The organism is Exiguobacterium sp. FSL W8-0210 (assembly GCF_038006045.1).
Classification (GTDB): Bacteria; Bacillota; Bacilli; order Exiguobacteriales; family Exiguobacteriaceae; genus Exiguobacterium_A.
In genome coordinates this window covers 605,757-627,606 of sequence record NZ_JBBOUK010000001.1, presented here as the reverse complement: position 1 = coordinate 627,606, position 21,850 = coordinate 605,757, and the positions used below count along the sequence as shown (strand labels likewise).

Below are 21,850 nucleotides of genomic sequence, written 5' to 3'. Positions count from 1 at the left end.
AATTTGTTATGAAGGTGGTCCTTTTACCCATGTTTAAACTTGCCGCACATCAAACAACCGTAAAACGTGAAATCCAAGCTGGATTCGTGACGTTCATTACGATGGCATATATTCTGCTCGTCAATCCGACGATTTTAGCAGATGCCGGTATCCCCCAAGCCCAAGCATTTTCTGCGACGATCATCGCGACATTGATCGGTACGCTCCTGATGGGGCTTTATGCGAATCTACCAATCGCAGTCGCACCCGGAATGGGACTCAATGCGTATTTTACTTATACACTTGTCGTTGGTGAAAAGATTCCATATCAGACAGCACTCTCAGTTGTCTTCGTTGCTGGTGTCATTTTCTTATTGTTATCACTATCACCAATCCGTACGAAGCTGATTGAAATCATTCCGATGACATTAAAGCTTGCGATCACAGGTGGAATCGGTCTTTTCATTGCTTCACTTGGTCTCAAGATGTCAGGAATTCTCGTCGCTAGTGAAGATACACTCGTCACGATTGGCGCATTGACGTCACCAGAAGCATTGATCACACTCATCGGACTATTAGTTGCAGCCATCTTGACGATCAAACGTGTACCAGGTGCTATTTTATATGCCATGATCCTCTCTGGATTGATTGCATTCCTGACAGGTGAATTGAAGTTTTCCAATTCCTTCGTTGCGTTACCGACGTTACCAGAAGGATTGATCATCACGAATCCGTTCAACGCCATTCAAGACGTGTTCCAATACGGTCTGTTCAGCGGTGTCCTCTCCTTCGTTCTCGTGACGATGTTTGATACGACAGGTACGATGGTCGCTGTCGGAGAACAGGCTGGATTGATTGAAGAAGATGGATCATTGAAAAACAGCGAACGTGCCCTATTATCTGATTCGACTGCGATGGTCGCTGGTTCATTGTTCGGAACAAGTCCCACAACCGCTTACGTAGAATCTGCAGCGGGTGTTGCTGCTGGTGGACGGACTGGACTCACATCCGTGACGGTCGGGATTCTATTCGCATTATCTGCCGTCTTTGGACCGTTCGTTCAATCGATTTCGAGCGTCCCTGCGATTACTGCGCCAGCATTGATTTTAGTCGGTGCCTTCATGATTCAAAACATCAAACAGATTCCATGGGATGATTTCAGCGAAGCTTTCACGGCTTTCCTCGTCATCTTGATCATGCCATTATCCGGTAGCATCGCAACCGGTATCGCATTCGGTTTCATCGTCTATCCAATCATGAAAGCTATCCAAAAAGAGCGTGTCCATCCACTCATCTATGTGTTCGCGCTTCTCTTCTTCATCCAATTATTCTTCTTATCATAAAAAAACATGCCTGTTCCGTCAGTTAATCGGAACAGGCATGTTTTTTTGAATCACTTCTTATTTTTTCATTTTATCCCATGTTTTCGTGAAGTCCTGCAGCATCTCGTCAGCTGTTTTTTGCTTACCAACATATGCTTGCATGATCGCTCCGAACTCGTTTACAGCACCATCCGGATACTTGAACCAGTTCCATGAGATCGTTTTTCCGTCTTTCGAGTACGCTTGAATATCATCTGCAAGCGGTCCTAGATCCTTCGCTTCGATTGATTTGAAGGCAGGGATGAATTTAAATTTATTGACCATGTAGTCTTTTCCTGTGTCAGACGTCGCCATCCACTCGAGGAATTTTTTCGCTTCTGCTTTGTTCTTCGAGTTCTTATTGACGACCCAGTTGTTTGGTACGCCAACAGGAAGACGGTCCATTTTTTCTTTATCATCATTGATCGGCATCGGGATGAAGCCCATGTTGATGTCCGGATTGACGTCCGTAATCAATTGTTGTGCCCAGTTCCCTTGTTGAAGCATCGCTGTCTTACCTTCAGCAAATTGAGAGACTTGTGTGTTGTAATCCGTCGTTAACGGATTTTTATTACCGTACTCAATCGTTAAATCAAATAGATTCATGAAATCCTTGAACTGTTTGTTATCTTCGAACTTTCCTTTTCCAGAATTCAAGTCTGCGATGAACTGATCTGGATCATCCTGCTGTGCGACCGGAATGTTCAACAGGTGATTACCGAGAATCCACCACTCCCCGTACCCAATCGAGAATGGCGTCACTCCGTCAGCCTTCAGCTTCTTTGAAGCTTCCGTCAATTCAGTTAATGTTTTCGGAAGTTCCGTGATACCGGCTTTTTTGAAGATATCTTTATTGTAGATAAAGCCATACCCCTCAAGGTTCATTGGCATACCATACAATTTACCATCAATCGTCATAGGCTCTTTTGATAGCTCCGTTAGATCACCGACCCACTTTTCATCTGACAAATCTTCTAACTTATCCTGCCATGTCTTTGCTTCCGTAAAGCCACCGTTGTTAAAGACATCTGGTTCATTACCTGAAGCGAACTGTGATTTCAGAGCCGCGCCATAGTCCGATCCACCACCGACTGTTTGCACAACGACTTTCGTTCCGGTTTCCTTTTCATACGCTTTTGCCATCTTTTCCATGTCTTTTGCGATTTCAGCCTTGAATTGGAATACGTTGAGCGTCTTACCGTCTTTTGAACCACTATCTTTCGAGTCATCGCTATTCAATGTACCGCCACCACATGCTGCCAAAGCGACGACCATCGCCGTCGTGACGACAGGTAATGTTGCCCATCTTCTTTTACGCATTCGGATTCCCTCCCTGATTTCGTTTCATTTCGTGCTACATCTTCACAATAAATGAAAACGCTTGCAATGAAGAGAGAGAAAGTTGTCCGGTGTGGTGGAAAATATTGAACAATCGTTATCCGAGTCTTTTCATCGGAATTGTTGTATCATGAAACTAGAGATTCTTTTAGGAATAGGAGTTTGATGCCATGTCCTTGCAACTCACGATTTTATTGATTGGTATATTGCTGTTTGCCGCCGTCTGGACGACGAAGTTATCAAGTCGTCTGAATATTCCTGCTCTACTGATTTTTATCGCCCTTGGTATGATTGCTGGAAGCGACATTACGGGGTTCATTCGTTTTGACGATGCAGAACTGGCTCAGCTTCTTGGAACCGTCGCCCTCATCATCATCTTATTCGAGGGTGGTCTGCAAACAGTTTGGAAGGAAGTGCGTCATGAATTAGCCCCTTCCCTCTCGCTTGCGACGTTCGGGGTCTTCATCGCTACATCCATCGTTGCCGTTGCTTCCCATTATATTTTGGGCTTTAGTTGGGCGAATGCTTTTTTACTCGGGGCAATCGTTGGTTCGACGGATGCCGCTGCTATCTTTTCTGTCTTGAGTGGTCAGCCGATTCGACGGAAAGTCGGATCAACACTCGAAGTTGAATCCGGTACGAATGACCCGATGGCCGTCTTTTTGACTGTCTTGTTCCTTGAGTTCGTGACAAACCCTGAAGAAGCATCGCTCTTATCGGGACTTGGATCACTCGTTTGGGAAATGGCGATGGGACTTCTGATTGGTTTGTTCATCGGATGGGCAGCTTCGACCTTGATCAATCGGATCGATTTGTCCTCTTCTAGCTTTTATCCGATCATGCTCATGTCGTTTGCTTTCCTGTCTTTCGGTTTAGCTGATACGTTCCATGCCAGTGGATTTTTAGCCGTTTATGTCACAGCGATCTACATCAGTAATCATGAACTCGTCTACCGACAGACACTCGTTCGTTTTACGATGAGTATGGCGCATCTTGCCCAAATCGGAATGTTCATCGTGCTCGGTCTGCTCGTCTTTCCGAAACAATTGCTCGATGTCCAGGTCATCCTGTCTTCCATTGCGTTGGCGCTGATCTTAATTTTCATCGCTCGTCCTTTGTCAGTCTGGGTGAGTCTTCTTCCGTTTCGTTATTCGTGGCAAGAGAAGGTCTTCATTTCTTTTGCTGGTCTAAAAGGAGCGGTACCGATCATTCTCGCGACATATCCTCTCGTTGCGGATATCGAGAATGCATCGATGATCTTCAATATCGTGTTTTTCACAGTCTTATTATCAACGCTAATTCAAGGAAGTATGTTGACGTTCCTTTCCGAGCGGTTACGACTGAACGAAACACAGACTTCTGCTATCCATACCGTCATTGAATTCATGTCAATCGGTAAACCGAATGCGGAAATCATTGAATTGACGTTACCGATGTCCCATCCATTCATTGGAACGACGATCTCAGAGATTGATTTGCCTCAGGAATTTTTGATCACAGCCATCATCCGTGATGATCAAATCATTACACCACGTGGGGACACTGCCCTAGAAGGCAATGATCAGTTACTACTCCTTACCCCAAAACATCGGATCAAGACACTGAAGCGATTCCTGTTTCCTCCCGCTTGATCTGTTCATGAAACAACGCAGTGGATCCTGAAGATCCACTGCGTTGTTTTTTTACATATTCATGAATCTTGTTGTTTCGTTTGTGTGTCTTGCTTCTGTTCTTTACGCTTCGCTTTAGCACGACGGTAGAGAACGTATCCACCAAGAATCACGACGATTCCACCTAAGATCCACCATAACTCCTGCTCTAATCCTTTTAGCATGGATTCGGCACGTTCTACTCCGAATCGTTCACCGACCCAGATGTAAAAGAAGGAAACCGGAAAAAGTCCAATACTTGAAGCGAGTAAATAGCGTTTGAACGAAAGACCAAACAAACCACATGGAATCGAGACGACCGAGCGCACGACGGGGAAAAAGCGGCCGAACAAAGCAGACCATGTTCCGTATTTCCCGACGATGCGCTCCCCTTGCTCAATTTCTTTTTCTTTAATCAGTAACCATTTGCCGTACCGGATAAGTATCGGACGACCTGCATAACGACCTAGAAGATAAAAGACCGTCGCGCCCATCAGACTTCCTAAAAAACCGACCAGAACAGCAGCTGTCCAGCTGACCGTTCCGTTCGACACATATAGACCGAGCAACGGTAAGCCCACTTCTGCCGGAATCAATTCTGTTCCAAGACCAACGATCATAATTCCTAAAAACAGCCAGAGATTGGATTCTCCGGCTGAAAACAACCATTCCAACATACGACTAACCCTCCGTTCATCCTCTCGCTGGACGGAGGAGATAATAAATGATGACGACTAACGTCGTCCAGACGCCTGTGAAGATTCCGATAATCCCGACAATGAAGAAACCGAGTGCAACGATTGAGCCTGTCTGTTTATAATCTCGCCACATCGTCCGTAATCCTTTAATGTTGAACCAAAGGAATACGAGGAATAATACAGGGATGAGTAATCCTACGATCAATAAAGAAGACATGTCTTCACCTCTTTCTTATTTATTGTTATCCCCATTCTATCAGGAATCGACACGTCTTTCCTCCGCCTGAGGTCTTACGAACCTAAAAAAAAGAACACGCTTCTGAATCGAAGCATGCCCTTTACTTTATAAAACATCCTGTTTTGACGCTTTCTTACTATATATATATGTCAGAGCAAGTGGACGCCTTCCGCTTGAAGACTTTTACGCGTCTCTTCTGACCAGACAGAAGCTTGGACTTCACCGATGTGACGTTTTTTCAATAAGAACATCGCCATACGGGATTGACCGATCCCTCCACCCATCGTTAACGGTAGACGCTCTTCGAGCACACCTTGATGGAACGGGAACGCCAATTTATCCTCTTCTTGAGCAATCGCCGTCTGTTTTAAAAGTGCTTCACGATCAACGCGAATTCCCATTGAAGACAATTCGAATGCTCCGATTTCTGGGTGGTGTACTAAAATGTCACCGTTGAGTGTCCAGTCATCGTAGTCAGCCGCTCGACCATCGTGCTTCTCGCCTGAAGCCAGTGCGCCACCGATTTGCATGAGGAAAACGGCGCCATATGCTTTCGTGACTTCCGTTTCACGTTCTTTCGTTGAAAGAGTCGGATACGCATCCTCTAGCTCTTGTGTCGTCATGAAATGAATCGTTTCCGGTAAGATTGCCGAAATACCATACTCCGCTTCCACTTCTTGTTCGACTTGGCGAATCGTTGCATAGATCGCTTGTACCGTTTCTTGTAAATAAGCACTCGTCCGTTGTTCTTTCGTAATGATCCGTTCCCAATCCCACTGATCGACGTGAATGGAGTGTGTCGCATCCAGCATCTCATCGCGACGAATCGCATGCATCAACGTGTATAATCCTTCTCCCGCTTCAAATCCGTACGTATGAAGCGCTTGACGCTTCCATTTCGCAAGAGATTGTACGATTTCAAGATCTGCTGTGTGATCCAAGGCATCGAAGCGAATGATCCGCTCTACGCCGTTGAGATGATCGTTGACACCGAGTGTGCTTTCTACGAACAATGGTGCTTCGACACGTGTCAATCCGAGTGTCGTCGAAAAGCGTTCTTCAAAGCGTTTCTTTACGAGTGTGATAGCTTCCTGTGTGTGTTTCATCGATACGAGTGTTGTCATGGTGGTGTTCCTCCTCAATTGTGTTTTGAAAAAGAAGCCATAAAAAAGAGCCCTTCTTTCCCAAGAATATGGGACGAAAGACTCGGTTCCGCGGTACCACCCATGTTAGCAACGATGTTGCTCACTCAAAAGACGAATCACTTCATCTTCGGCCATATGATAACGGACAGGCAACTCCGGCTACGCCTACTTACATTCGGGTTCGGGTAGCGACTCCGGGAGGTTCTTCGCATCTTGCTTCCGACTGGGCTCTCACCATCCCCAGCTCGCTATACGGTCGTACAAGGTGTTACTCTTCCCTTCAACGTCGTTGTTACAATTGAATTGAGAACATCGTACAACAGGTCGCAAGTGTTTGAAAAGACTTTTTTCAAAAAAAATAAAAGTTGTCAGATTAATCTGACGTGTAAAACATGAAAAAAGCGTTCTCGCAGAAGCAAGAACGCGCTTACAAAAATTATTTGATCGACCCACTCGTAATTCCTTGAATGATCTGTTTTTGCAAGGCAAAGAAGAACAACAATAACGGAATGATCCCGAGGACGAGTCCGGCAAGTGCTAAGTCCCACTGCTTCGTATACTGACCGAAGAAATAGAACGTCGCGAGTGGAATCGTTCGTAAATCGACGTCTCGTAACATCAGCGATGGCAGTAGGAAATCATTCCAAATCCAAAGCGTGTTCAAGATGATGATCGTGACCGTGATCGGTTTGAGTAATGGGAACACGATACGCCAGAATACACCCCATTGTGAACAACCATCAATGATGGCTGCCTCCTCGATTTCTTCAGGAATCGACTTCATGAATCCATGGTATAAGAAGATTGATAATCCAGATCCAAAACCAAGATACATCAGAATCAATCCCCAATAACTGTTCTGCAATCCGAGATCACCAGACAGTTTCGATAAGGGAATCATGATCGACTGGAATGGAATGATCATCGCGGCAACGAATAAGAAAAAGATGATCGTCGACAAGCGTGTTTTCGTCCGGACGAGTTTCCAAGCTGCCATCGAACAAAAGATGATGATGACCGCGTTAGCGCCGACTGTAATGATGACGGAGTTTAAAAAGACTTTTCCGAAGTTCATGGCTTCCCATGCTTCTGAATAGTTGGACGTCATCCATTCCTTTGGTAGGCCAGATGTATTCGTAAAGATATCTCCCTGCGTCTTGAATGAATTCGAGACGACGTAATAAAACGGAATCATATACAGAAGCCCCATCAATAAGGCTGCCAGTTCGACTGTTCCAAGACGGAATGAATAACGACCTCTCGTCTTTTTAGAGCGCTTCGGTTTCTCCTCTTGCGGAGTGGGTAACGGTTGTGCCGTACTCATGCTTCCACCTCCCGTTTTTTCGTCAGATAGACTTGAGTGACTGTAATCGCGGCGACAACAACGAAGAAGATGATCGCTTTCGCTGACCCGAGTCCAAGATTATTGTTCGTAAACGATTCTTTATAAATGTTTAAAGCAAGCATTTCGGTCGATTTGAATGGTCCACCATTCGTTAGGGATAAGTTCGTATCGAATAACTTGAAGGACCATGAAATCGTCAAGAACAAACAGATCGTGACCGACGGCATGATCAGTGGCAACGTAATGTTCCGTAACGTCGAGAGACGATTGGCACCATCGATTTTTGCTGCTTCAATCAGCTCTTGTGGCACGTTTTGTAGAGCTGCGATATAGATGACCATGATGTAACCGCCACCTTGCCAAATCGAAACGATGACGATACCCCAGAATCCTGTCCGGGCATCTCCTAACCATGGAAGTTCAAATATACTCCACCCTGTCAATTCACCAATCGATGCGAAGCCTTTGACATAGATGAACTGCCAAACGAATCCGAGGATCAACCCACCGATCAAGTTCGGCATGAAGAAAATCGTTCGTAAGAAATTACGCGTGCGAATATTTTGTGTCAATAAGAACGCCAAGATGAAACCAACGACATTCGTTAAGATGACGGCAACGACCGTATATTTCGTCGTCAACCAAAATGACTGCTGGAACTGCTCGTCACTCGTAAAGAGACGGACATAGTTATCAAAGCCGATCCAATTTAATTCTCCGGTTACACCGTTCCAATCCGTGAACGAATACATGACGCCATTGAAAAACGGTACAAGCACGATCACTGCGAATACAAGAAAGACCGGTCCGACGAAGAGCCAAAAATCAAGACCGCGTTTCCACTTCTTTTGTCCAGATGTCATTGTTTCATCCCTCCTCCACTCTACAGTACGTCTTTCTCTAGCACTTGAACACGTCACCATTTGACCCATTGGGTGGAAAATATTGAACGTTTTCTTTTGGCGCGTTCGCACTAGATACGCTACTATTAGAAAAAAGAGAGATCCAATCAAAGAGGGAGTCGATACCATGGAAAAGACCATTCGTTCAGACTTAGAAATCGCACAACAAACCGTCTTACGCCCGATTCGAGAAATTGCGAACCGAATTGGTTTGCAAGAAGAGGATTTTGATACGTACGGAAAGTATAAAGCGAAGTTGACAGACGGACTGTTGAACCGATTGGCAACGAAATCTGACGGTAAATTGATCCTTGTCACTGCCATCAATCCGACAGCCGCCGGTGAAGGAAAATCAACCGTCACTGTCGGACTCGGACAGGCATTGCATCGGGCAAACCATAAGACGATGATTTGTTTACGGGAACCCTCACTCGGTCCGACGATGGGCTTAAAAGGTGGCGCGTGTGGTGGTGGCTATAGCCAAGTCCTACCGATGGAAGAGATCAATCTTCATTTCACAGGCGATATGCATGCGATCACATCTGCTCATAATACAATCAGTGCCTTGCTCGACAATCACCTGCATCAAGGTAACATCCTTGGCATCGATCCGCGTCGTATCGTCTGGAAACGCGTTCTTGATTTGAATGACCGTGCCTTGCGCCAAGTCACGATTGGTCTTGGTGGTCCTGCGCATGGCGTGCCTCGTCAAGATGGGTTCGATATCACGGTCGCTTCCGAGATCATGGCGGTCCTCTGTCTAGCAGACTCGATCACGGATCTCGAACAACGCTTGAGTCGCATCGTCGTCGCCTATACGTACGATCAACAGCCGGTTACGGTCAAAAATATTCAGGCGTCAGGAGCTGCGACGTTACTTCTAAAAGATGCGTTTCGTCCGAACCTCGTTCAAACCGTCGAAGGAACACCAGCACTGATTCACGGTGGACCGTTCGCGAACATCGCACATGGCTGTAACTCTTTGATTGCAACCCAAACTGCACTGAAGCTAAGCGATTACGTTGTCACAGAAGCAGGATTCGGAGCCGATTTAGGTGCCGAAAAGTTCTTCAACATCAAATCACGGATTGGCGGACTCCACCCGGATGCCGTCGTTATCGTCGCTACGGTGCGTGCCTTGAAGATGCACGGAGGTGTAGACAAAACGCAACTCAGCGAAGAAAATCTCGCTGCCTTAACAGATGGTCTTGCGTTACTTGAAAAACACGTCGAGACGATGAGTCTGTTCGGCGTCCCTGCCGTTGTTGCCTTGAACCGTTTCTTCACCGACACGGAAGCAGAACGGAACATGATCCTAGAATGGTGTCAGGATCGTAATATTCGTGTCGCGGAAAGTGAAGTCTTCAGTAAAGGGGGAGCTGGCGGTGAAGCACTCGTCACGGAAGTCATGCAAGCTCTTGAGGAACCGAGCCAGTTCCGCCCTCTGTATCCTGACGTCTTACCGCTTCGTCAAAAAATCGAGCGTATCGCAAAGCGTGTCTACGGTGCAGCCGACGTTCATTTTGAAGACAAAGCACTCCGCGAACTCGAACGGTGTACGGAGATGGGTTTGAATGAGTTACCGATTTGTATGGCAAAAACACCATTTTCTTTAACCGATGACCCTGCTCGTTATGGTCGTGTCGAAGACTTCACGATCACGGTCCGCGAAATCCGACCATCGGTTGGTGCAGGGTTCATCGTTGCACTGACTGGGAATGTATTAACGATGCCAGGATTACCCGCAGTTCCCGCCGCCTTCCACATGGGCGTTTCGGAAGACGGACAGGTATTCGGACTTTCTTGATGAGAGGATGAGTTACATGACGATTGATCATTCACATTGGATAGCCTCTGACGGCTATACTACGACATTGCATAGCCTCGAAGCCCATGATCCTAAAGGAGTCGTGATCGTCTTTCACGGGATGATGGAGCATGGCGCACGGTATGAGGAATTCGCAGAATTCCTCTATGCGCATCATTACCACACGATCATCGCAGACTTACGCTGTTTCGGAACCCGAGCAGCACAGCTTGGAACACTTGGACACCTTGAGCCGAATCAAGGGTTTAAACAATTGATGCAGGACGCAGAAGAACTCGTCTCTGACATCAAAGAGCGTTATCCGACGTTACCGGTGTTCATTTTTGGTCATAGTTTTGGTTCGTTGATCGCTCGCCGGATCGGTCAAACACTCGGTCATACGGTAGCAGGAATCATCGCGAGCGGCCCCCCGACGAGTACAGGTTTACTCGGTGATGTCAGTCAAAAACTCGTCGAACGTCAAATCCATCAGCTGTCAGCAACACATCCCGCTGAACGGTTTGGACAACTCGTGTTCGGACGGTATAACTTGCGCTTCTTCCCAGCACTTTCTAAAAATGCTTGGCTCTCTTCGGATCCTCAATCCGTCATGCGCTATGATGCAGATCCATTGTCCGGTCAAACGGTCACGCTTGGGTTCTTCCACGAACTCTTGCATGCAACGAAGCTCGTCAACGCACTTGCTTCCGTCTATCAGCATCCACGTCACTTACCCCTCTTATTGCTTGCTGGTGGGGATGACGCGGTCGCGTTCGATGGAAAGGGTATTCATCATTTGTTCGATATGTATAATCGTGTCCGTGTCGATGCTGTACAGCTGACGATTTATCGAGGGTTGCGTCATGAGCTCTTCCATGAGCTCGAACGCATCCGCGTTTTTGCTGATATCGCGAGCTGGTTGAATAAACAAGTCAACCCTGCAGCTAAACAGTCATCTTCCCGTTCTTCTTAAGCCACATCGATCGATATAAAAAAAGGCAGCGGATCCTTGTGATCCGTTGCCTTTTGCACTTCTATCGTATCCTTCATTGAATCCAAGTCAGTGAAGAAATCATCGCTTCGATTTCTTCGATTTCAAGCGTCTCGCGTTCTGCAGAGTACGTCAATAAGACTAACCGTTCCCCGTCCGAATACGCGTAGATCCGTAAGAAGATATCTTCTTCTTTCCCATCTACTGCAAGCAACGCTTCTTTTGTTGAATTACGACGGACTTCAAGTGCTCCTGTTAGTTCGATGCCGAACTCTTCCACCAACAGATTGATTTCTTGTTCCGCCGCCTCATACGGTGTCAATTCTTCTGAATCGGACTCATAAATGGATAATTGGAGCGTACCCATTGCATTTTCATCCGTCGAATAAAAACTGACATATGTCTCTTCTTCTTGATATTCGAATACCTTTGGATATTCTAGCGTGATCCAATGATCGACTGTGTACTGTTTCATTTGAATTCCTCCATTCGTTGTATCTCTTCAAAGCGGATACCCGTCACAGCCATACGCTCAAATTGGCGAGCGAGTTGAGCAGAGACGAACATGCGATGCGTGCGCTCATCTCGCATAAGATGATGCGGACAAATCGAATCGCTGATTCGTCGCTCTGTCAAAAAATAGACGCGTCGTCTCGGGACCGGACGGAATACATCCGTCGTATGTAGATGTTCGATCCGACTGACAGATAAGAGATTGAGAAGATAGTACGGAACCACTCCGTCCTTCGTCTCAAGATGTACCTTGAGACATTGTACAGAAAAAGGCGCGTATGCTGCAATGACGCGTTGCACACGTTCCGAGACGAGCGGCAGATCGAATGTGTTTGGAAGGACATCCGGTAGCAAATCCGCATCTTGATTGATGGAAAAAGCAAGTACACCTACGTTATGGAACCACTCTCCTATCAATAAGCGATGACGATCGAATTGATGGTGACAGATCGCCTTCCATCCTTTTCCCATCGACTGTTCGCTCCAAACTCGCACTTCATTCACCAGACACTCTCTCCTCTACCCAACTTTACCCATATTGCAAATCAAGATTACCATTGGAAACGATTAACTAGTATTATTGTACACCGAATCTTAAAAGAAATTGCTTTTTTTCATAAAAGTTATGGAAATGCCCTCTTTGCTATGCTACTATATTTCATGTAGCCGATACGCGGGTGTAGTTTAATGGTAAAACCTCAGCCTTCCAAGCTGATGACGAGAGTTCGATTCTCTTCACCCGCTCCAATTATGACATAACATAGGTCTAGGACCATTTCCCTCTAGAGGGCAGGCGACTCGCGACGTGCGAGTCGTCTTTTTTATTGATTCTGCTGATGATTCCAACGAATTTATGGGTATACAACGATATAGATAGAGATTCGTAAAGGAGGATTCGTATGATTCAGATGAAAATGCCCGGCGTGACGATCTATCAAAGTACACTCATGAAAACGACTTCGACATTAATCGAGACGCCTGATTGTCTGATCGTCGTCGACCCTGGCTGGCTTCCCGATGAGATTGCAACGATTCGTCGAGACGTCGAAATCGTGCGTCGCGAACGACCATTATACGTCGTCTATACGCATGCCCATTTCGATCATATTTTAGGTGCCTATGCCTTTACGGATGCCATCGTCATCGCTTCTAAACCGTTCATCGATGTCGACCGACAAGAAGCGCTCCAAGCCGTCCAAGATTTTAATGATGAGTTCTATATCGATTCCCCCGTCCTTTTCCCAGACGTGACACATGTCATCCATGAGTCTGAGACGATTTTAACGATCGGACAAACGAAGTTAATCTTCTTTTTGACGCCCGGTCATGAAGCGACTCATCTTTCCTTCATCGTCATGTCACTTCACTTGTTAGTCTGCGGCGATTACGCTTCAGACGTTGAAATCCCCTTGATCGAACACGATTCCTCTGAGTATTTGACGACGCTCGAGTTACTCGAGTCGTTCATTTATGAATATGAAGTCAAACTCTTGATTCCCGGACACGGTCACATTTGTGATGTCCGAACAGAGATGATCGAACGACTTCATCAGAGCTATGATTATATTCTTGCCCTCCGTGCCGGAAAAGAATCCGACTGGGCTCCCTCTTGGCAAACGACCCCTTTTATGAAACGTCTGCATGAAAAAAATAAGCGACAAGTCAAAAAAGAACAAGAAGAACGATTAGCCCGACGCCATTATGATTAACTTCGCTCAACCAAAAGACTCGGTCGCCAAATTGGCGACCGAGTCTTTTATGGTTATCCAAGTAATGTGACGAGCAACGCTTTTTGTGCGTGGAGGCGATTCTCAGCTTGATCGAAGATGACCGATTGCTTGCCATCGATGACGTCCTCCGTGACTTCCTCCCCGCGATGCGCCGGAAGGCAATGCAAGAAAATAGCTTCATCATTTGCTTGATTCATAATATTGGCATTAACCTGATATCCTTCAAATGCTTGCAGACGCATCGTCCCTTCTTCTTCTTGTCCCATACTCGCGAAGACATCCGTATACACGACGTCTGCACCACTTGCCGCTTCCTCGGGATCCGTCATGACGATGATGTTTCCACCCGTTTCCTTCGCAATGACTTGTGCCTCATGAACGATTTGTGGATCAGGAGCATACGCCTCCGGCGCACAGATGCGAACTTCCATTCCACTGAGCGCTCCACCAATCATCAGCGAATGCGCCATGTTATTTCCGTCCCCGATATATGTCAAAATCTTCCCAGACCGGGTTCCAAATGTCTCTTCGATTGTCAGCAAGTCAGCAAGGACTTGGCACGGATGGTGTAGATCCGTCAATCCATTGATGATTGGAATCGTACCATGTGCCGCAAGTGTGTCGACGATCTCATGACCGAACGTCCGAATCATCAGGGCATCGACGTAACGGCTCATGACTTGAATCGTATCTGAGAGCGGCTCCCCCCGCCCGATTTGCATGTCTGCTCCACTTAGCACGATCGGATGTCCACCGAGTTCGACGACACCCACCTCAAACGATAGACGTGTTCGCGTGGATGCCTTTTCAAACAATAAGGCCACTTTTTTATGGCTTAATGCGTTTTGGTAGACACTCGGCTGATGCTTGATGTCTTTCGCGAGTGCCAACAGCTCCGTCAGTGCTTCCGGCGTCAGTTCCGCCATCGTCAAGAAATGCTTTAGTTGTTGCATCGTCTTCATTTTACTTCCTCCTTGATCGGCTCTGTCCATGTATGAAGTGGCTTCACAGCATAAGGGGACTTTTCTGTCGCTTGTAGATGATAATGTGCTAGTTCAGGTTCTGTCAGAACTTGTACCCCGGCAGCAAGCGCTGCTTCGCGACTCGCTTTTTCTTCTGTCACGTGCGAATAGAAAATCGCACATTGTGCCCAGTCAATCGTTTCATCTAATGCTACACCCGTTCCGAAAGCCTCTGTATCTGCTCCAGCAACGATGATGTCTCTCGTCGTCAAATGTCGTTTTGTCGTCTCATCGAAAATGAAACGTTCCAGCGCCAGTCCGTCTGTCGTCCATTGCAGCGTTTCACCTGTCGAACGCATGACGGGACCTGTTTTCGGATCAACACCTTGTAGTTTCAACGTTGAAAAAACAGGGGTCTTGACGGCATGGAAATCAAGTTTCGTCTGTTCCGTTGGTAGTGCGACCGCTTGACCGACCGCTACTTGGACTGCCCACTGCAAGATCGGTTGACCTGTTACTTTGGCGACGATCGGTAACGTGCGGGAGGCACGTGGATTGATTTCTAGCACGTAGACTTGATCGTCATGCAAGACGAATTGGATATTGTACGCTCCTTTATAATCCATTCGTTGCCCGATCATCTGTGCAATTCGCTCGATTTCGCTCTGAACGGTATCGCTGAGCGATACAGGTGGCAGAATCATCGTCGAATCTCCAGAGTGAACTCCTGCCCGTTCCAATTGCTCCATCAAAATCGGAACGTACGTCGTTGTTCCGTCCGTAATACAGTCGACTTCAATTTCCTTTCCTTGGAGGTAGGCATCCACGAGGACAGGGAATGCTAATTCGGACACGATCGTCTCTAATTGCTCTTGATCGTGGATGATATGCATTCCCTTACCTCCGATGACATAGGAAGGACGAATCATGACCGGGTAACCGATCGTTGTTGCGACTTCTATCATTTGTTCGTGCGTCGCCACTTCTTGTCCCGGAATACGATCGATACCAATGTCATCTAAAAATTGATAGAACCGCTCACGGTCTTCCATTTGATCGATGACATCTGCCGTCGTTCCGAGAAGATGATAACCGGCTTTCTCCAAACCAGACGCCAGCGCAATCCCCGTTTGTCCTCCGAACTGGACTAAAACGTCTTCGCAATCCTCTGCTTCTAGCACATGCATGACGTCTTCAAGTGTCAACGGCTCGACATACAGGCGATCTGCGACTTCGAAGTCGGTCGAGACGGTTTCTGGGTTATTGTTGATCATGATCGTTTCATAACCGGATGCTTGCAATGCACGTACCGCGTGAACGGAGCAATAATCAAATTCGATTCCTTGACCGATCCGAATGGGTCCCGCACCGATGACAGCGACTTTCTTTTTCGTCGATGCTGTGACTTCCGTTTGACCACTCCAGTTTCCGTAGAAATAAGGCGTCGCACTCTTGAACTCACCTGCACATGTATCGATCATATGATAGACAGGGAGGATGCCTTTTTCTTTACGTAAGTGCTCGATCTCTACAGCACTGACACCCGTCAGAAGCGCAATTTGTTCGTCCGTAAAGCCCATCATTTTGGTTTGCTTTAGAGAACTTTCATTCGATACATCGATTTTTTGTTGGTGATCGACAAGACGTTGAAGTACTTTGACGAATAAAGCTTGTACTTTCGTCTGTTCAACGAGTTCTTCGACGGTCGTCTCCTTGCGATCGAGTAGTGCGAGCATCGCAAGCAAGCGACGGTCCGTCGGAGCCTTTATTTCTTTCCACAATACGTCAGCCTCCGCTGTTTTCATCCATGTCGGATAAAGAGGTGATTGCTCAACTCCCGCACCGCGCCACGCCTTTTGTAACGCTTCTTCTAGCGTCTTCCCCATCGCCATGCTCTCACCCGTCGCCTTCATTTGTGTTCCAAGCGTCCGGTTACTGCCGGTAAATAGATCAAATGGGAAACAAGGCACTTTTGCCGTGATATAATCCATCGTTGGTTCGAAGCTCGCCATCGTTTCCTTCGTGACAGGATTGATGCAATCCTCGAGTCGCTCACCGAGCGCAAGACGTGTCGCTAATTTTGCGATCGGATATCCCGTCGCCTTGGAAGCAAGTGCCGAAGAACGACTGACACGCGGATTGACTTCAATGACGAAATAGCATTCTTCCGTCGGATGGATTGCGAATTGAATGTTGCATCCACCGATGACACCGAGATGCGATACGATTTTACGCGCTTCCGTCCGCAATTGTTGATTCATTCGATCCGAAATCGACTGAATCGGTGCAAAGACGACCGAGTCCCCGGTATGGACACCGACAGGATCGATGTTTTCCATGTTACAAACGATGATCGTCGTATCTGCGCTGTCACGCATGACTTCGTATTCGACTTCTTTATAGCCAGCGATACTCACTTCAACCAAACACTGTGAAATCGGACTCGCTTGTAAGGCGTTCTGCGCTAACAGACGTGCCTCGTCCTTCGTCAACGCGATTCCACCGCCCGTTCCCCCGAGCGTAAAGGCTGGTCGGATGACGAGTGGGACACCATGTACTGCCATGAATTCTTCAAGCTCTGCTAACGATTCGATCGTTTGACTTTCCGGGAGCGGTTGCGCGAGCTCGATCATCTTTTGCTTGAATCGTTCGCGATCTTCTCCGTCTCGGATCGTCTCAAGCGATGTCCCTAGGAGTTCGACACCGTATTGCTCAAGTACTCCTGCTTCTTCGAGTGACATTGCAAGATTGAGTGCCGTTTGTCCGCCGACCGTCGCTAGGAGATGGGACGGTCGATCTTGTTTGATGATAGCTGTTGCTTTTTCAAGAGTCATCGCCTCAATGTAGACATGATCTGCCGTGCTCGGATCCGTCATGATAGTAGCCGGATCCGAATTCATTAAGATGACCTCGCATCCCGCTTCTCGAAGCGCCTGACAGGCTTGTGTGCCGGAATAATCAAATTCTGCTGCTTGTCCGATGACGATCGGACCCGAACCGATGACGAGTACTTTCTGTTTATCCCACATATGCTACCTCCTGATGTAATACGGTATTTACGAATTGATCGAAGACGACCATCGCCTCTGTCGGTCCTGGACTCGCTTCTGGGTGAAACTGGACTGTCATGATTGGTAGAGCCGGATGAATCAATCCTTCAACAGATCCATCATTGATGTGTTCATACGCAAGTTCCATCTCAGACGCTTCGATGCTTTTAACATCAACGGCATAACCATGATTCTGAGACGTCATGAATACTTGTCCGGATGCTAGATGACGTACAGGATGATTCGCTCCTCGGTGTCCGTGATGTTGTTTTAATAAGGTACAACCGAACGCATGAGCGAGAACTTGGTGTCCCATACAAATACCAAGTGTCGGATAGCTCGTCGCCAGTTCACGGATTTCTGAAAGGAATGGATCTAGTTGCGTCGGATCACCAGGTCCATTGGAAAACAGCAGACCGTCTGGTGCCAGTGCTTGAATCCGTTCTGGTGTCGTATCGTATGGCACGACCGTCACACGCATATGCCGTTCAAGCAAAGCATCGATCATCGATTGTTTCACACCGTAATCGATACAGACGATGTGCCCCTGGTCGACTTCCGGAACGTATTCAACGTTTGCAGTCGTCGACACAGAAGCGATATATGCTGCGTCTACTGACTCCGGTACTGTCATATTCTCCTGCATCATGTCTCCAAATTGGTCGCCCTCTGTCCGTAATAGATGTACAAGGGAACGCGTATCTACTCCCGACAAAACCGGAACATTCGCTTCGCCTAGCCAGCTTGCGAGTGATGTTCCTTGCCCATCCTCAGCCAAAGTTTGAACGATGACACCAGCGACTTGAATCTGGTTGCTTTCTGACGCCTCCGCTTGAATACCGTATTGACCGATCAACGGATATGTGAAGACAAGAATTTGCCCCTGATAAGATGGATCCGTTAAGACTTCCTGATATCCTGTCATCCCAGTAAAAAAGACGACTTCTCCTTTGAGTGGAACTGTTCCTTGCCACGAACCGGTAAACGTCGTTCCGTTCGCAAGCGTTAGTTTTCCGGATTGTTTCATACGATGACCTCCTGTTGACAAACGAGTTGTATTTTTTCGATGGCGTGCATGAGTTCCTGTTCCGTTACGAACAATGATGGCAATAAGCGAATGACATGAGGACCAGCCGATACGACGAGAAGACCATTCTCACGTAAGGCGTCAATCAGCGGTGCAACAGGCATCACACACTCGATACCAATCATCAAGCCACGTCCGCGAACAGAGCGAATGATGGATTTAGGTAGCTTTTGCTCTAATTGCTGTCTCAAAAATTCGCCTTTTCCTTGAACGTCTACCATGACAGTGTCACTTAACAAGAGGTCAAGTGTGGCTTCCGCTGCCGTCATCGCGAGTGGATTCCCACCAAAGGTCGAGCCATGCGATCCAGGTGTGAATACTTCCGCTGCCTCTGCCGTCGCGAGTAGCGCACCGACCGCGAGTCCACTTCCAAGTCCTTTCGCAAGGGTGATGATATCCGGTACGAGTGGCGTCTGCTCAAACGCAAAACGAGAACCCGTCCGACCAATGCCGGTCTGCACTTCATCGACGATGATTTTGACATCGTATTGCTGCGCCTTCTTCATCAACGCTTCTAGCCACGCATCATCAGCAACGACGACCCCACCTTCTCCTTGAATGATTTCGAGCCATACGGCAGCAGTTTGCTCCGTAATCGCTGATAGGCTCTCCATCTCGTTAAACGGCAGATGTTTGAATCCATTCACCATCTCCCCGTATCCCGCTTTGATTTTTTCCTGTCCTGTTGCGCCCATCATCGCAAATGTCCGACCATGGAAAGATTGTTTAAACGTGACAACTTCTGTTTTCCCTGTCCATTTTCGAACGAGTTTGTACGCCGCCTCGTTTGCTTCAGCACCACTGTTACAAAAGAAAGCATGACTGAGATGACTGTCTTCCGTCAGTCGCTCGGCGACCCGCTCTTGTGCCGCGATTTGAAACAGATTCGACGTATGCCAAATTTGATTCAACTGTTCCTCTAGACGTTGCTGAATATAAGGATGACGGTGTCCTGTGTTGCATACAGCGATTCCCATGATGAAATCAAGATACGTCTTTCCTGTCGCATCTTCTACGATCGACCCTTGTCCTTTGACCAATTCCACATCAGTACGTTGATAAGTGGGTAGTAGTGCACTCATGTAACTCCTCCTTGATTCGTGTCCCAGCAGCTAACGCATTTTTCCCAGACCGAATGACGACCTCTGGAATACCATGCTGAGTGGCCTGCATCATCGCTTCGACCTTCGGAATCATTCCCCCGTAGATTTCTCCCGACGCTATCGCAGCTTCGATGGCTGCAGACGTGATTTCTGATTGATAGTCACCGTTTACTTTTACACCTTCGACATCCGTCAACAATTCAAATCGGTCGACGGACCAAGCCTTCGCGACAGCAATGGCACACGCATCCCCGTTACTGTTCAACACACCTTGTTCCCCTGTAACAAGGGATGTGACGACCGGCACATAACCATTCGTACTCAACACTGTGAACAATCGTGGATGAATGTGCGTAATTTGACCAACTGCACCGAGTCCTTTGACTTTTTTACCATGGACGCTCGCACCGTCTAACCCGCTCATCCCGACCGCTGGAATTCCTGCCTGATTCAATTGCTGGACGATCCCGGATTGGACTTCCCCTGCTAAGATCCGTCGCGCCCCGAGTAACACACCATCCGTCGTCACACGGACACCATCTCGAAACACGGGTTTGATTCCCTCTTGTTCACAGTAACTCGATAGAAGTGGGCCACCCCCATGGACGATCAATAGTTCGTTACCGGTTTCGACCCACGCTTTCCATTCCTCGAAATACCGCGTATCCAACTGCTCCCACACACTACCACCTAGTTTGATGACTTTTCGTTTCGTCATGTTCGGTAACTCGCATTGATTTTGACGTAATCGTACGTCAGGTCACAGCCGTAAGCGTGTCCTTGTCCTACTCCGTCATGCAAATCAATGTGAATCTGTACATCCTGCTTTGCCAGTTCCTGCGATGCAACTGCTTCATCGAATAAGACAGGCATGCTCTGTTGCAGCACCCACTGCGAACCAATTTTGATGTCAACGTTTGATACATCGAGTGGCTCCTTGATACTTCCGACAGCAGCGATGATTCGTCCCCAGTTCGCATCTTCCCCAAAGATTACTGTTTTGACGAGAGACGATCCGACGACTTGTTTAGCGACCATCCGCGCTACTTCATCGGTTTGTGTTCCCTTTACCGTCACTTCGATTAACTTCGTCGCGCCTTCCCCGTCCCGCGCAATCTGTTTCGCTAAATCTTGACAGACCGTTTCGATCGCCTGTTCGAATGCTAACGCTTCGTCCGTGCCTTCAACGATCGTTGCTCCTCCTGCAGCTCCGCTCGCTAAAATCATGACCATGTCATTTGTCGAACTGTCTCCATCTACGGTAATGCAGTTGAACGTACGATGAATCGTCCGACGCAACAGTGTCTGTAAGACATCCGGTTCAATCGTTGCATCGGTCGTCAAGAAACCAAGCATCGTCGCCATGTTCGGATGAATCATCCCTGACCCTTTTGCCACACCACAGACTGAAATTTGGATATCCCCTTGCATGTATTGTTGACCAGCTATTTTCGTACCAGTATCGGTCGTCAGGATCGCATGAGCAAAATCATCCGCGGCATCCTTGTCATTTGTAGGCATCAGCTGTGGAATACCTGCCAGTAACGTATCAATGGCTAACGGTTGACCGATGATCCCTGTTGAAGCAATCGCGACTTGTTCTGGAGCAACATTTAAACTTTTCGCCATCGCTTGTTGCGACATATACGCATGGGATAACCCTAGTTCCCCTGTACACGCATTCGCGTTCCCGCTGTTAACGAGGACGGCATGAATACGACCTTGTGACGCCTGAATCGCTTGTTTCGTCACAGCGATTGGTGCTGCTTGCACCTGATTCGTCGTATAGACAGCTGCAGCGCTTGCTCCTACTTCACACCAGATCAGACCTAAATCCTTCCGCTTTCGTTTCAGACCCACATGTATCCCGGATGCTTGAAATCCCTTCGGTGTCGTGATCGTCAATGGGGTCTCTACTTGTACTTGCCACACAGGCGTTCCTCCTCTTTTTT

The 21,850-nt window shown here is 47.5% G+C and carries 19 protein-coding genes, 1 tRNA gene and 1 other annotated feature; of the genes, 6 read left to right on the top strand and 14 right to left on the bottom strand.

The window, feature by feature from the left end; all coding sequences use genetic code 11:
* The first annotated feature begins 29 nt into the window (after positions 1 to 29).
* Entirely contained in the window at positions 30 to 1,322 is a 1,293-nt protein-coding gene (locus MKY22_RS03275) for an NCS2 family permease (RefSeq protein ID WP_286949796.1), read from the top strand.
* 57 nt (positions 1,323 to 1,379) lie between these two features.
* Here the strand turns inward: MKY22_RS03275 and MKY22_RS03270 are convergent, their stop codons facing one another.
* Complete coding sequence (locus MKY22_RS03270) at positions 1,380 to 2,660, bottom strand: ABC transporter substrate-binding protein (protein WP_341086636.1); 1,281 nt, start codon at positions 2,658 to 2,660, stop codon at positions 1,380 to 1,382.
* Positions 2,661 to 2,848: 188 nt separating this feature from the next.
* On the opposite strand from MKY22_RS03270, the gene MKY22_RS03265 reads away from it, so the two are divergent.
* Positions 2,849 to 4,309, top strand: coding sequence for a potassium/proton antiporter (locus tag MKY22_RS03265; RefSeq protein ID WP_023467237.1), 1,461 nt, complete (start codon positions 2,849 to 2,851; stop codon positions 4,307 to 4,309).
* A 59-nt stretch (positions 4,310 to 4,368) separates the two neighbouring features.
* Here MKY22_RS03265 and MKY22_RS03260 read toward each other — a convergent pair whose 3' ends face one another.
* From MKY22_RS03260 to MKY22_RS03240, 5 genes are all read right to left on the bottom strand, one after another.
* Entirely contained in the window at positions 4,369 to 5,004 is a 636-nt protein-coding gene (locus tag MKY22_RS03260) for a DedA family protein (protein WP_149426856.1), read from the bottom strand.
* A gap of 16 nt (positions 5,005 to 5,020) precedes the next feature.
* Positions 5,021 to 5,242, bottom strand: a complete 222-nt coding sequence (locus MKY22_RS03255) for a hypothetical protein (protein WP_058703665.1) — start codon at positions 5,240 to 5,242, stop codon at positions 5,021 to 5,023.
* 170 nt (positions 5,243 to 5,412) lie between these two features.
* The gene (asnA, locus tag MKY22_RS03250) at positions 5,413 to 6,387 is read right to left on the bottom strand and encodes an aspartate--ammonia ligase (RefSeq protein ID WP_029340849.1); all 975 of its coding nucleotides are present in this window, start codon (positions 6,385 to 6,387) and stop codon (positions 5,413 to 5,415) included.
* A gap of 66 nt (positions 6,388 to 6,453) precedes the next feature.
* Positions 6,454 to 6,701 (bottom strand) — a binding site (T-box leader).
* Positions 6,702 to 6,844: 143 nt separating this feature from the next.
* On the bottom strand, positions 6,845 to 7,732 hold the full coding sequence (locus MKY22_RS03245; protein ID WP_058703664.1) for a carbohydrate ABC transporter permease: 888 nt from the start codon (positions 7,730 to 7,732) through the stop codon (positions 6,845 to 6,847).
* Positions 7,729 to 8,616, bottom strand: a complete 888-nt coding sequence (locus MKY22_RS03240) for a carbohydrate ABC transporter permease (RefSeq protein WP_023467232.1) — start codon at positions 8,614 to 8,616, stop codon at positions 7,729 to 7,731. Before MKY22_RS03240 ends, MKY22_RS03245 begins: the two co-directional genes overlap by 4 nt.
* 166 nt (positions 8,617 to 8,782) lie before the next feature.
* Here MKY22_RS03240 and MKY22_RS03235 point away from each other — a divergent pair, with 166 nt between their 5' ends.
* Both MKY22_RS03235 and MKY22_RS03230 read left to right on the top strand, forming a co-directional pair.
* Entirely contained in the window at positions 8,783 to 10,462 is a 1,680-nt protein-coding gene (locus tag MKY22_RS03235) for a formate--tetrahydrofolate ligase (protein ID WP_290780415.1), read from the top strand.
* Positions 10,463 to 10,478: 16 nt separating this feature from the next.
* On the top strand, positions 10,479 to 11,435 hold the full coding sequence (locus MKY22_RS03230) for an alpha/beta hydrolase (RefSeq protein WP_341086627.1): 957 nt from the start codon (positions 10,479 to 10,481) through the stop codon (positions 11,433 to 11,435).
* Positions 11,436 to 11,508: 73 nt separating this feature from the next.
* On the opposite strand, the gene MKY22_RS03225 is transcribed toward MKY22_RS03230, so the two are convergent.
* The gene (locus tag MKY22_RS03225; RefSeq protein ID WP_023467229.1) at positions 11,509 to 11,928 is read right to left on the bottom strand and encodes a hypothetical protein; all 420 of its coding nucleotides are present in this window, start codon (positions 11,926 to 11,928) and stop codon (positions 11,509 to 11,511) included.
* Positions 11,925 to 12,470 (bottom strand): imm11 family protein, encoded by a 546-nt coding sequence (locus tag MKY22_RS03220; RefSeq protein ID WP_244290094.1) that lies wholly within the window; start codon positions 12,468 to 12,470, stop codon positions 11,925 to 11,927. Before MKY22_RS03220 ends, MKY22_RS03225 begins: the two co-directional genes overlap by 4 nt.
* 169 nt (positions 12,471 to 12,639) lie before the next feature.
* Here MKY22_RS03220 and MKY22_RS03215 point away from each other — a divergent pair.
* Positions 12,640 to 12,713: transfer RNA gene (locus MKY22_RS03215), tRNA-Gly, on the top strand.
* 152 nt (positions 12,714 to 12,865) lie between these two features.
* A complete protein-coding gene (locus MKY22_RS03210; RefSeq protein ID WP_341086625.1) occupies positions 12,866 to 13,675 on the top strand; it encodes an MBL fold metallo-hydrolase in 810 nt (269 codons plus the stop codon).
* A 53-nt stretch (positions 13,676 to 13,728) separates the two neighbouring features.
* On the opposite strand, the gene argF is transcribed toward MKY22_RS03210, so the two are convergent.
* Genes argF through argJ form a run of 6 tightly spaced genes read right to left on the bottom strand, consistent with a single transcriptional unit; the run spans position 13,729 to position 21,830 of the window.
* On the bottom strand, positions 13,729 to 14,658 hold the full coding sequence (gene argF, locus MKY22_RS03205; protein WP_290780408.1) for an ornithine carbamoyltransferase: 930 nt from the start codon (positions 14,656 to 14,658) through the stop codon (positions 13,729 to 13,731).
* Positions 14,655 to 17,687, bottom strand: coding sequence for a carbamoyl-phosphate synthase (glutamine-hydrolyzing) large subunit (carB, locus tag MKY22_RS03200; protein ID WP_341086620.1), 3,033 nt, complete (start codon positions 17,685 to 17,687; stop codon positions 14,655 to 14,657). Before carB ends, argF begins: the two co-directional genes overlap by 4 nt.
* The gene (locus MKY22_RS03195; protein ID WP_341086618.1) at positions 17,677 to 18,735 is read right to left on the bottom strand and encodes a carbamoyl phosphate synthase small subunit; all 1,059 of its coding nucleotides are present in this window, start codon (positions 18,733 to 18,735) and stop codon (positions 17,677 to 17,679) included. Before MKY22_RS03195 ends, carB begins: the two co-directional genes overlap by 11 nt.
* On the bottom strand, positions 18,732 to 19,877 hold the full coding sequence (locus MKY22_RS03190; RefSeq protein ID WP_214728496.1) for an acetylornithine transaminase: 1,146 nt from the start codon (positions 19,875 to 19,877) through the stop codon (positions 18,732 to 18,734). The genes MKY22_RS03195 and MKY22_RS03190 overlap by 4 nt, the downstream gene beginning before the upstream one ends.
* Entirely contained in the window at positions 19,843 to 20,616 is a 774-nt protein-coding gene (gene argB, locus MKY22_RS03185; RefSeq protein WP_214728494.1) for an acetylglutamate kinase, read from the bottom strand. The genes MKY22_RS03190 and argB overlap by 35 nt, the downstream gene beginning before the upstream one ends.
* Positions 20,613 to 21,830 carry a bifunctional glutamate N-acetyltransferase/amino-acid acetyltransferase ArgJ gene (gene argJ, locus MKY22_RS03180; protein WP_341086616.1) on the bottom strand — a complete coding sequence of 406 codons (1,218 nt, stop codon included), beginning with the start codon at positions 21,828 to 21,830 and terminating at the stop codon, positions 20,613 to 20,615. The genes argB and argJ overlap by 4 nt, the downstream gene beginning before the upstream one ends.
* Positions 21,831 to 21,850: the final 20 nt, after the last annotated feature.

What these genes read in the sequence shown, in the direction of transcription:
- MKY22_RS03240 (WP_023467232.1), bottom strand. Translation starts at nt 8,616, where the DNA reads ATGACATCTGGACAAAAGAAGTGGAAACGCGGTCTTGATTTTTGGCTC.
- MKY22_RS03225 (WP_023467229.1), bottom strand. Translation starts at nt 11,928, where the DNA reads ATGAAACAGTACACAGTCGATCATTGGATCACGCTAGAATATCCAAAG.
- MKY22_RS03260 (WP_149426856.1), bottom strand. Translation starts at nt 5,004, where the DNA reads ATGTTGGAATGGTTGTTTTCAGCCGGAGAATCCAATCTCTGGCTGTTT.
- MKY22_RS03275 (WP_286949796.1), top strand. Translation starts at nt 30, where the DNA reads ATGTTTAAACTTGCCGCACATCAAACAACCGTAAAACGTGAAATCCAA.
- asnA (WP_029340849.1), bottom strand. Translation starts at nt 6,387, where the DNA reads ATGACAACACTCGTATCGATGAAACACACACAGGAAGCTATCACACTC.
- MKY22_RS03195 (WP_341086618.1), bottom strand. Translation starts at nt 18,735, where the DNA reads ATGAAACAATCCGGAAAACTAACGCTTGCGAACGGAACGACGTTTACC.
- MKY22_RS03230 (WP_341086627.1), top strand. Translation starts at nt 10,479, where the DNA reads ATGACGATTGATCATTCACATTGGATAGCCTCTGACGGCTATACTACG.
- MKY22_RS03270 (WP_341086636.1), bottom strand. Translation starts at nt 2,660, where the DNA reads ATGCGTAAAAGAAGATGGGCAACATTACCTGTCGTCACGACGGCGATG.
- argF (WP_290780408.1), bottom strand. Translation starts at nt 14,658, where the DNA reads ATGAAGACGATGCAACAACTAAAGCATTTCTTGACGATGGCGGAACTG.
- MKY22_RS03210 (WP_341086625.1), top strand. Translation starts at nt 12,866, where the DNA reads ATGATTCAGATGAAAATGCCCGGCGTGACGATCTATCAAAGTACACTC.
- argB (WP_214728494.1), bottom strand. Translation starts at nt 20,616, where the DNA reads ATGACGAAACGAAAAGTCATCAAACTAGGTGGTAGTGTGTGGGAGCAG.
- MKY22_RS03190 (WP_214728496.1), bottom strand. Translation starts at nt 19,877, where the DNA reads ATGAGTGCACTACTACCCACTTATCAACGTACTGATGTGGAATTGGTC.
- MKY22_RS03235 (WP_290780415.1), top strand. Translation starts at nt 8,783, where the DNA reads ATGGAAAAGACCATTCGTTCAGACTTAGAAATCGCACAACAAACCGTC.
- MKY22_RS03245 (WP_058703664.1), bottom strand. Translation starts at nt 7,732, where the DNA reads ATGAGTACGGCACAACCGTTACCCACTCCGCAAGAGGAGAAACCGAAG.
- MKY22_RS03265 (WP_023467237.1), top strand. Translation starts at nt 2,849, where the DNA reads ATGTCCTTGCAACTCACGATTTTATTGATTGGTATATTGCTGTTTGCC.
- carB (WP_341086620.1), bottom strand. Translation starts at nt 17,687, where the DNA reads ATGTGGGATAAACAGAAAGTACTCGTCATCGGTTCGGGTCCGATCGTC.
- MKY22_RS03255 (WP_058703665.1), bottom strand. Translation starts at nt 5,242, where the DNA reads ATGTCTTCTTTATTGATCGTAGGATTACTCATCCCTGTATTATTCCTC.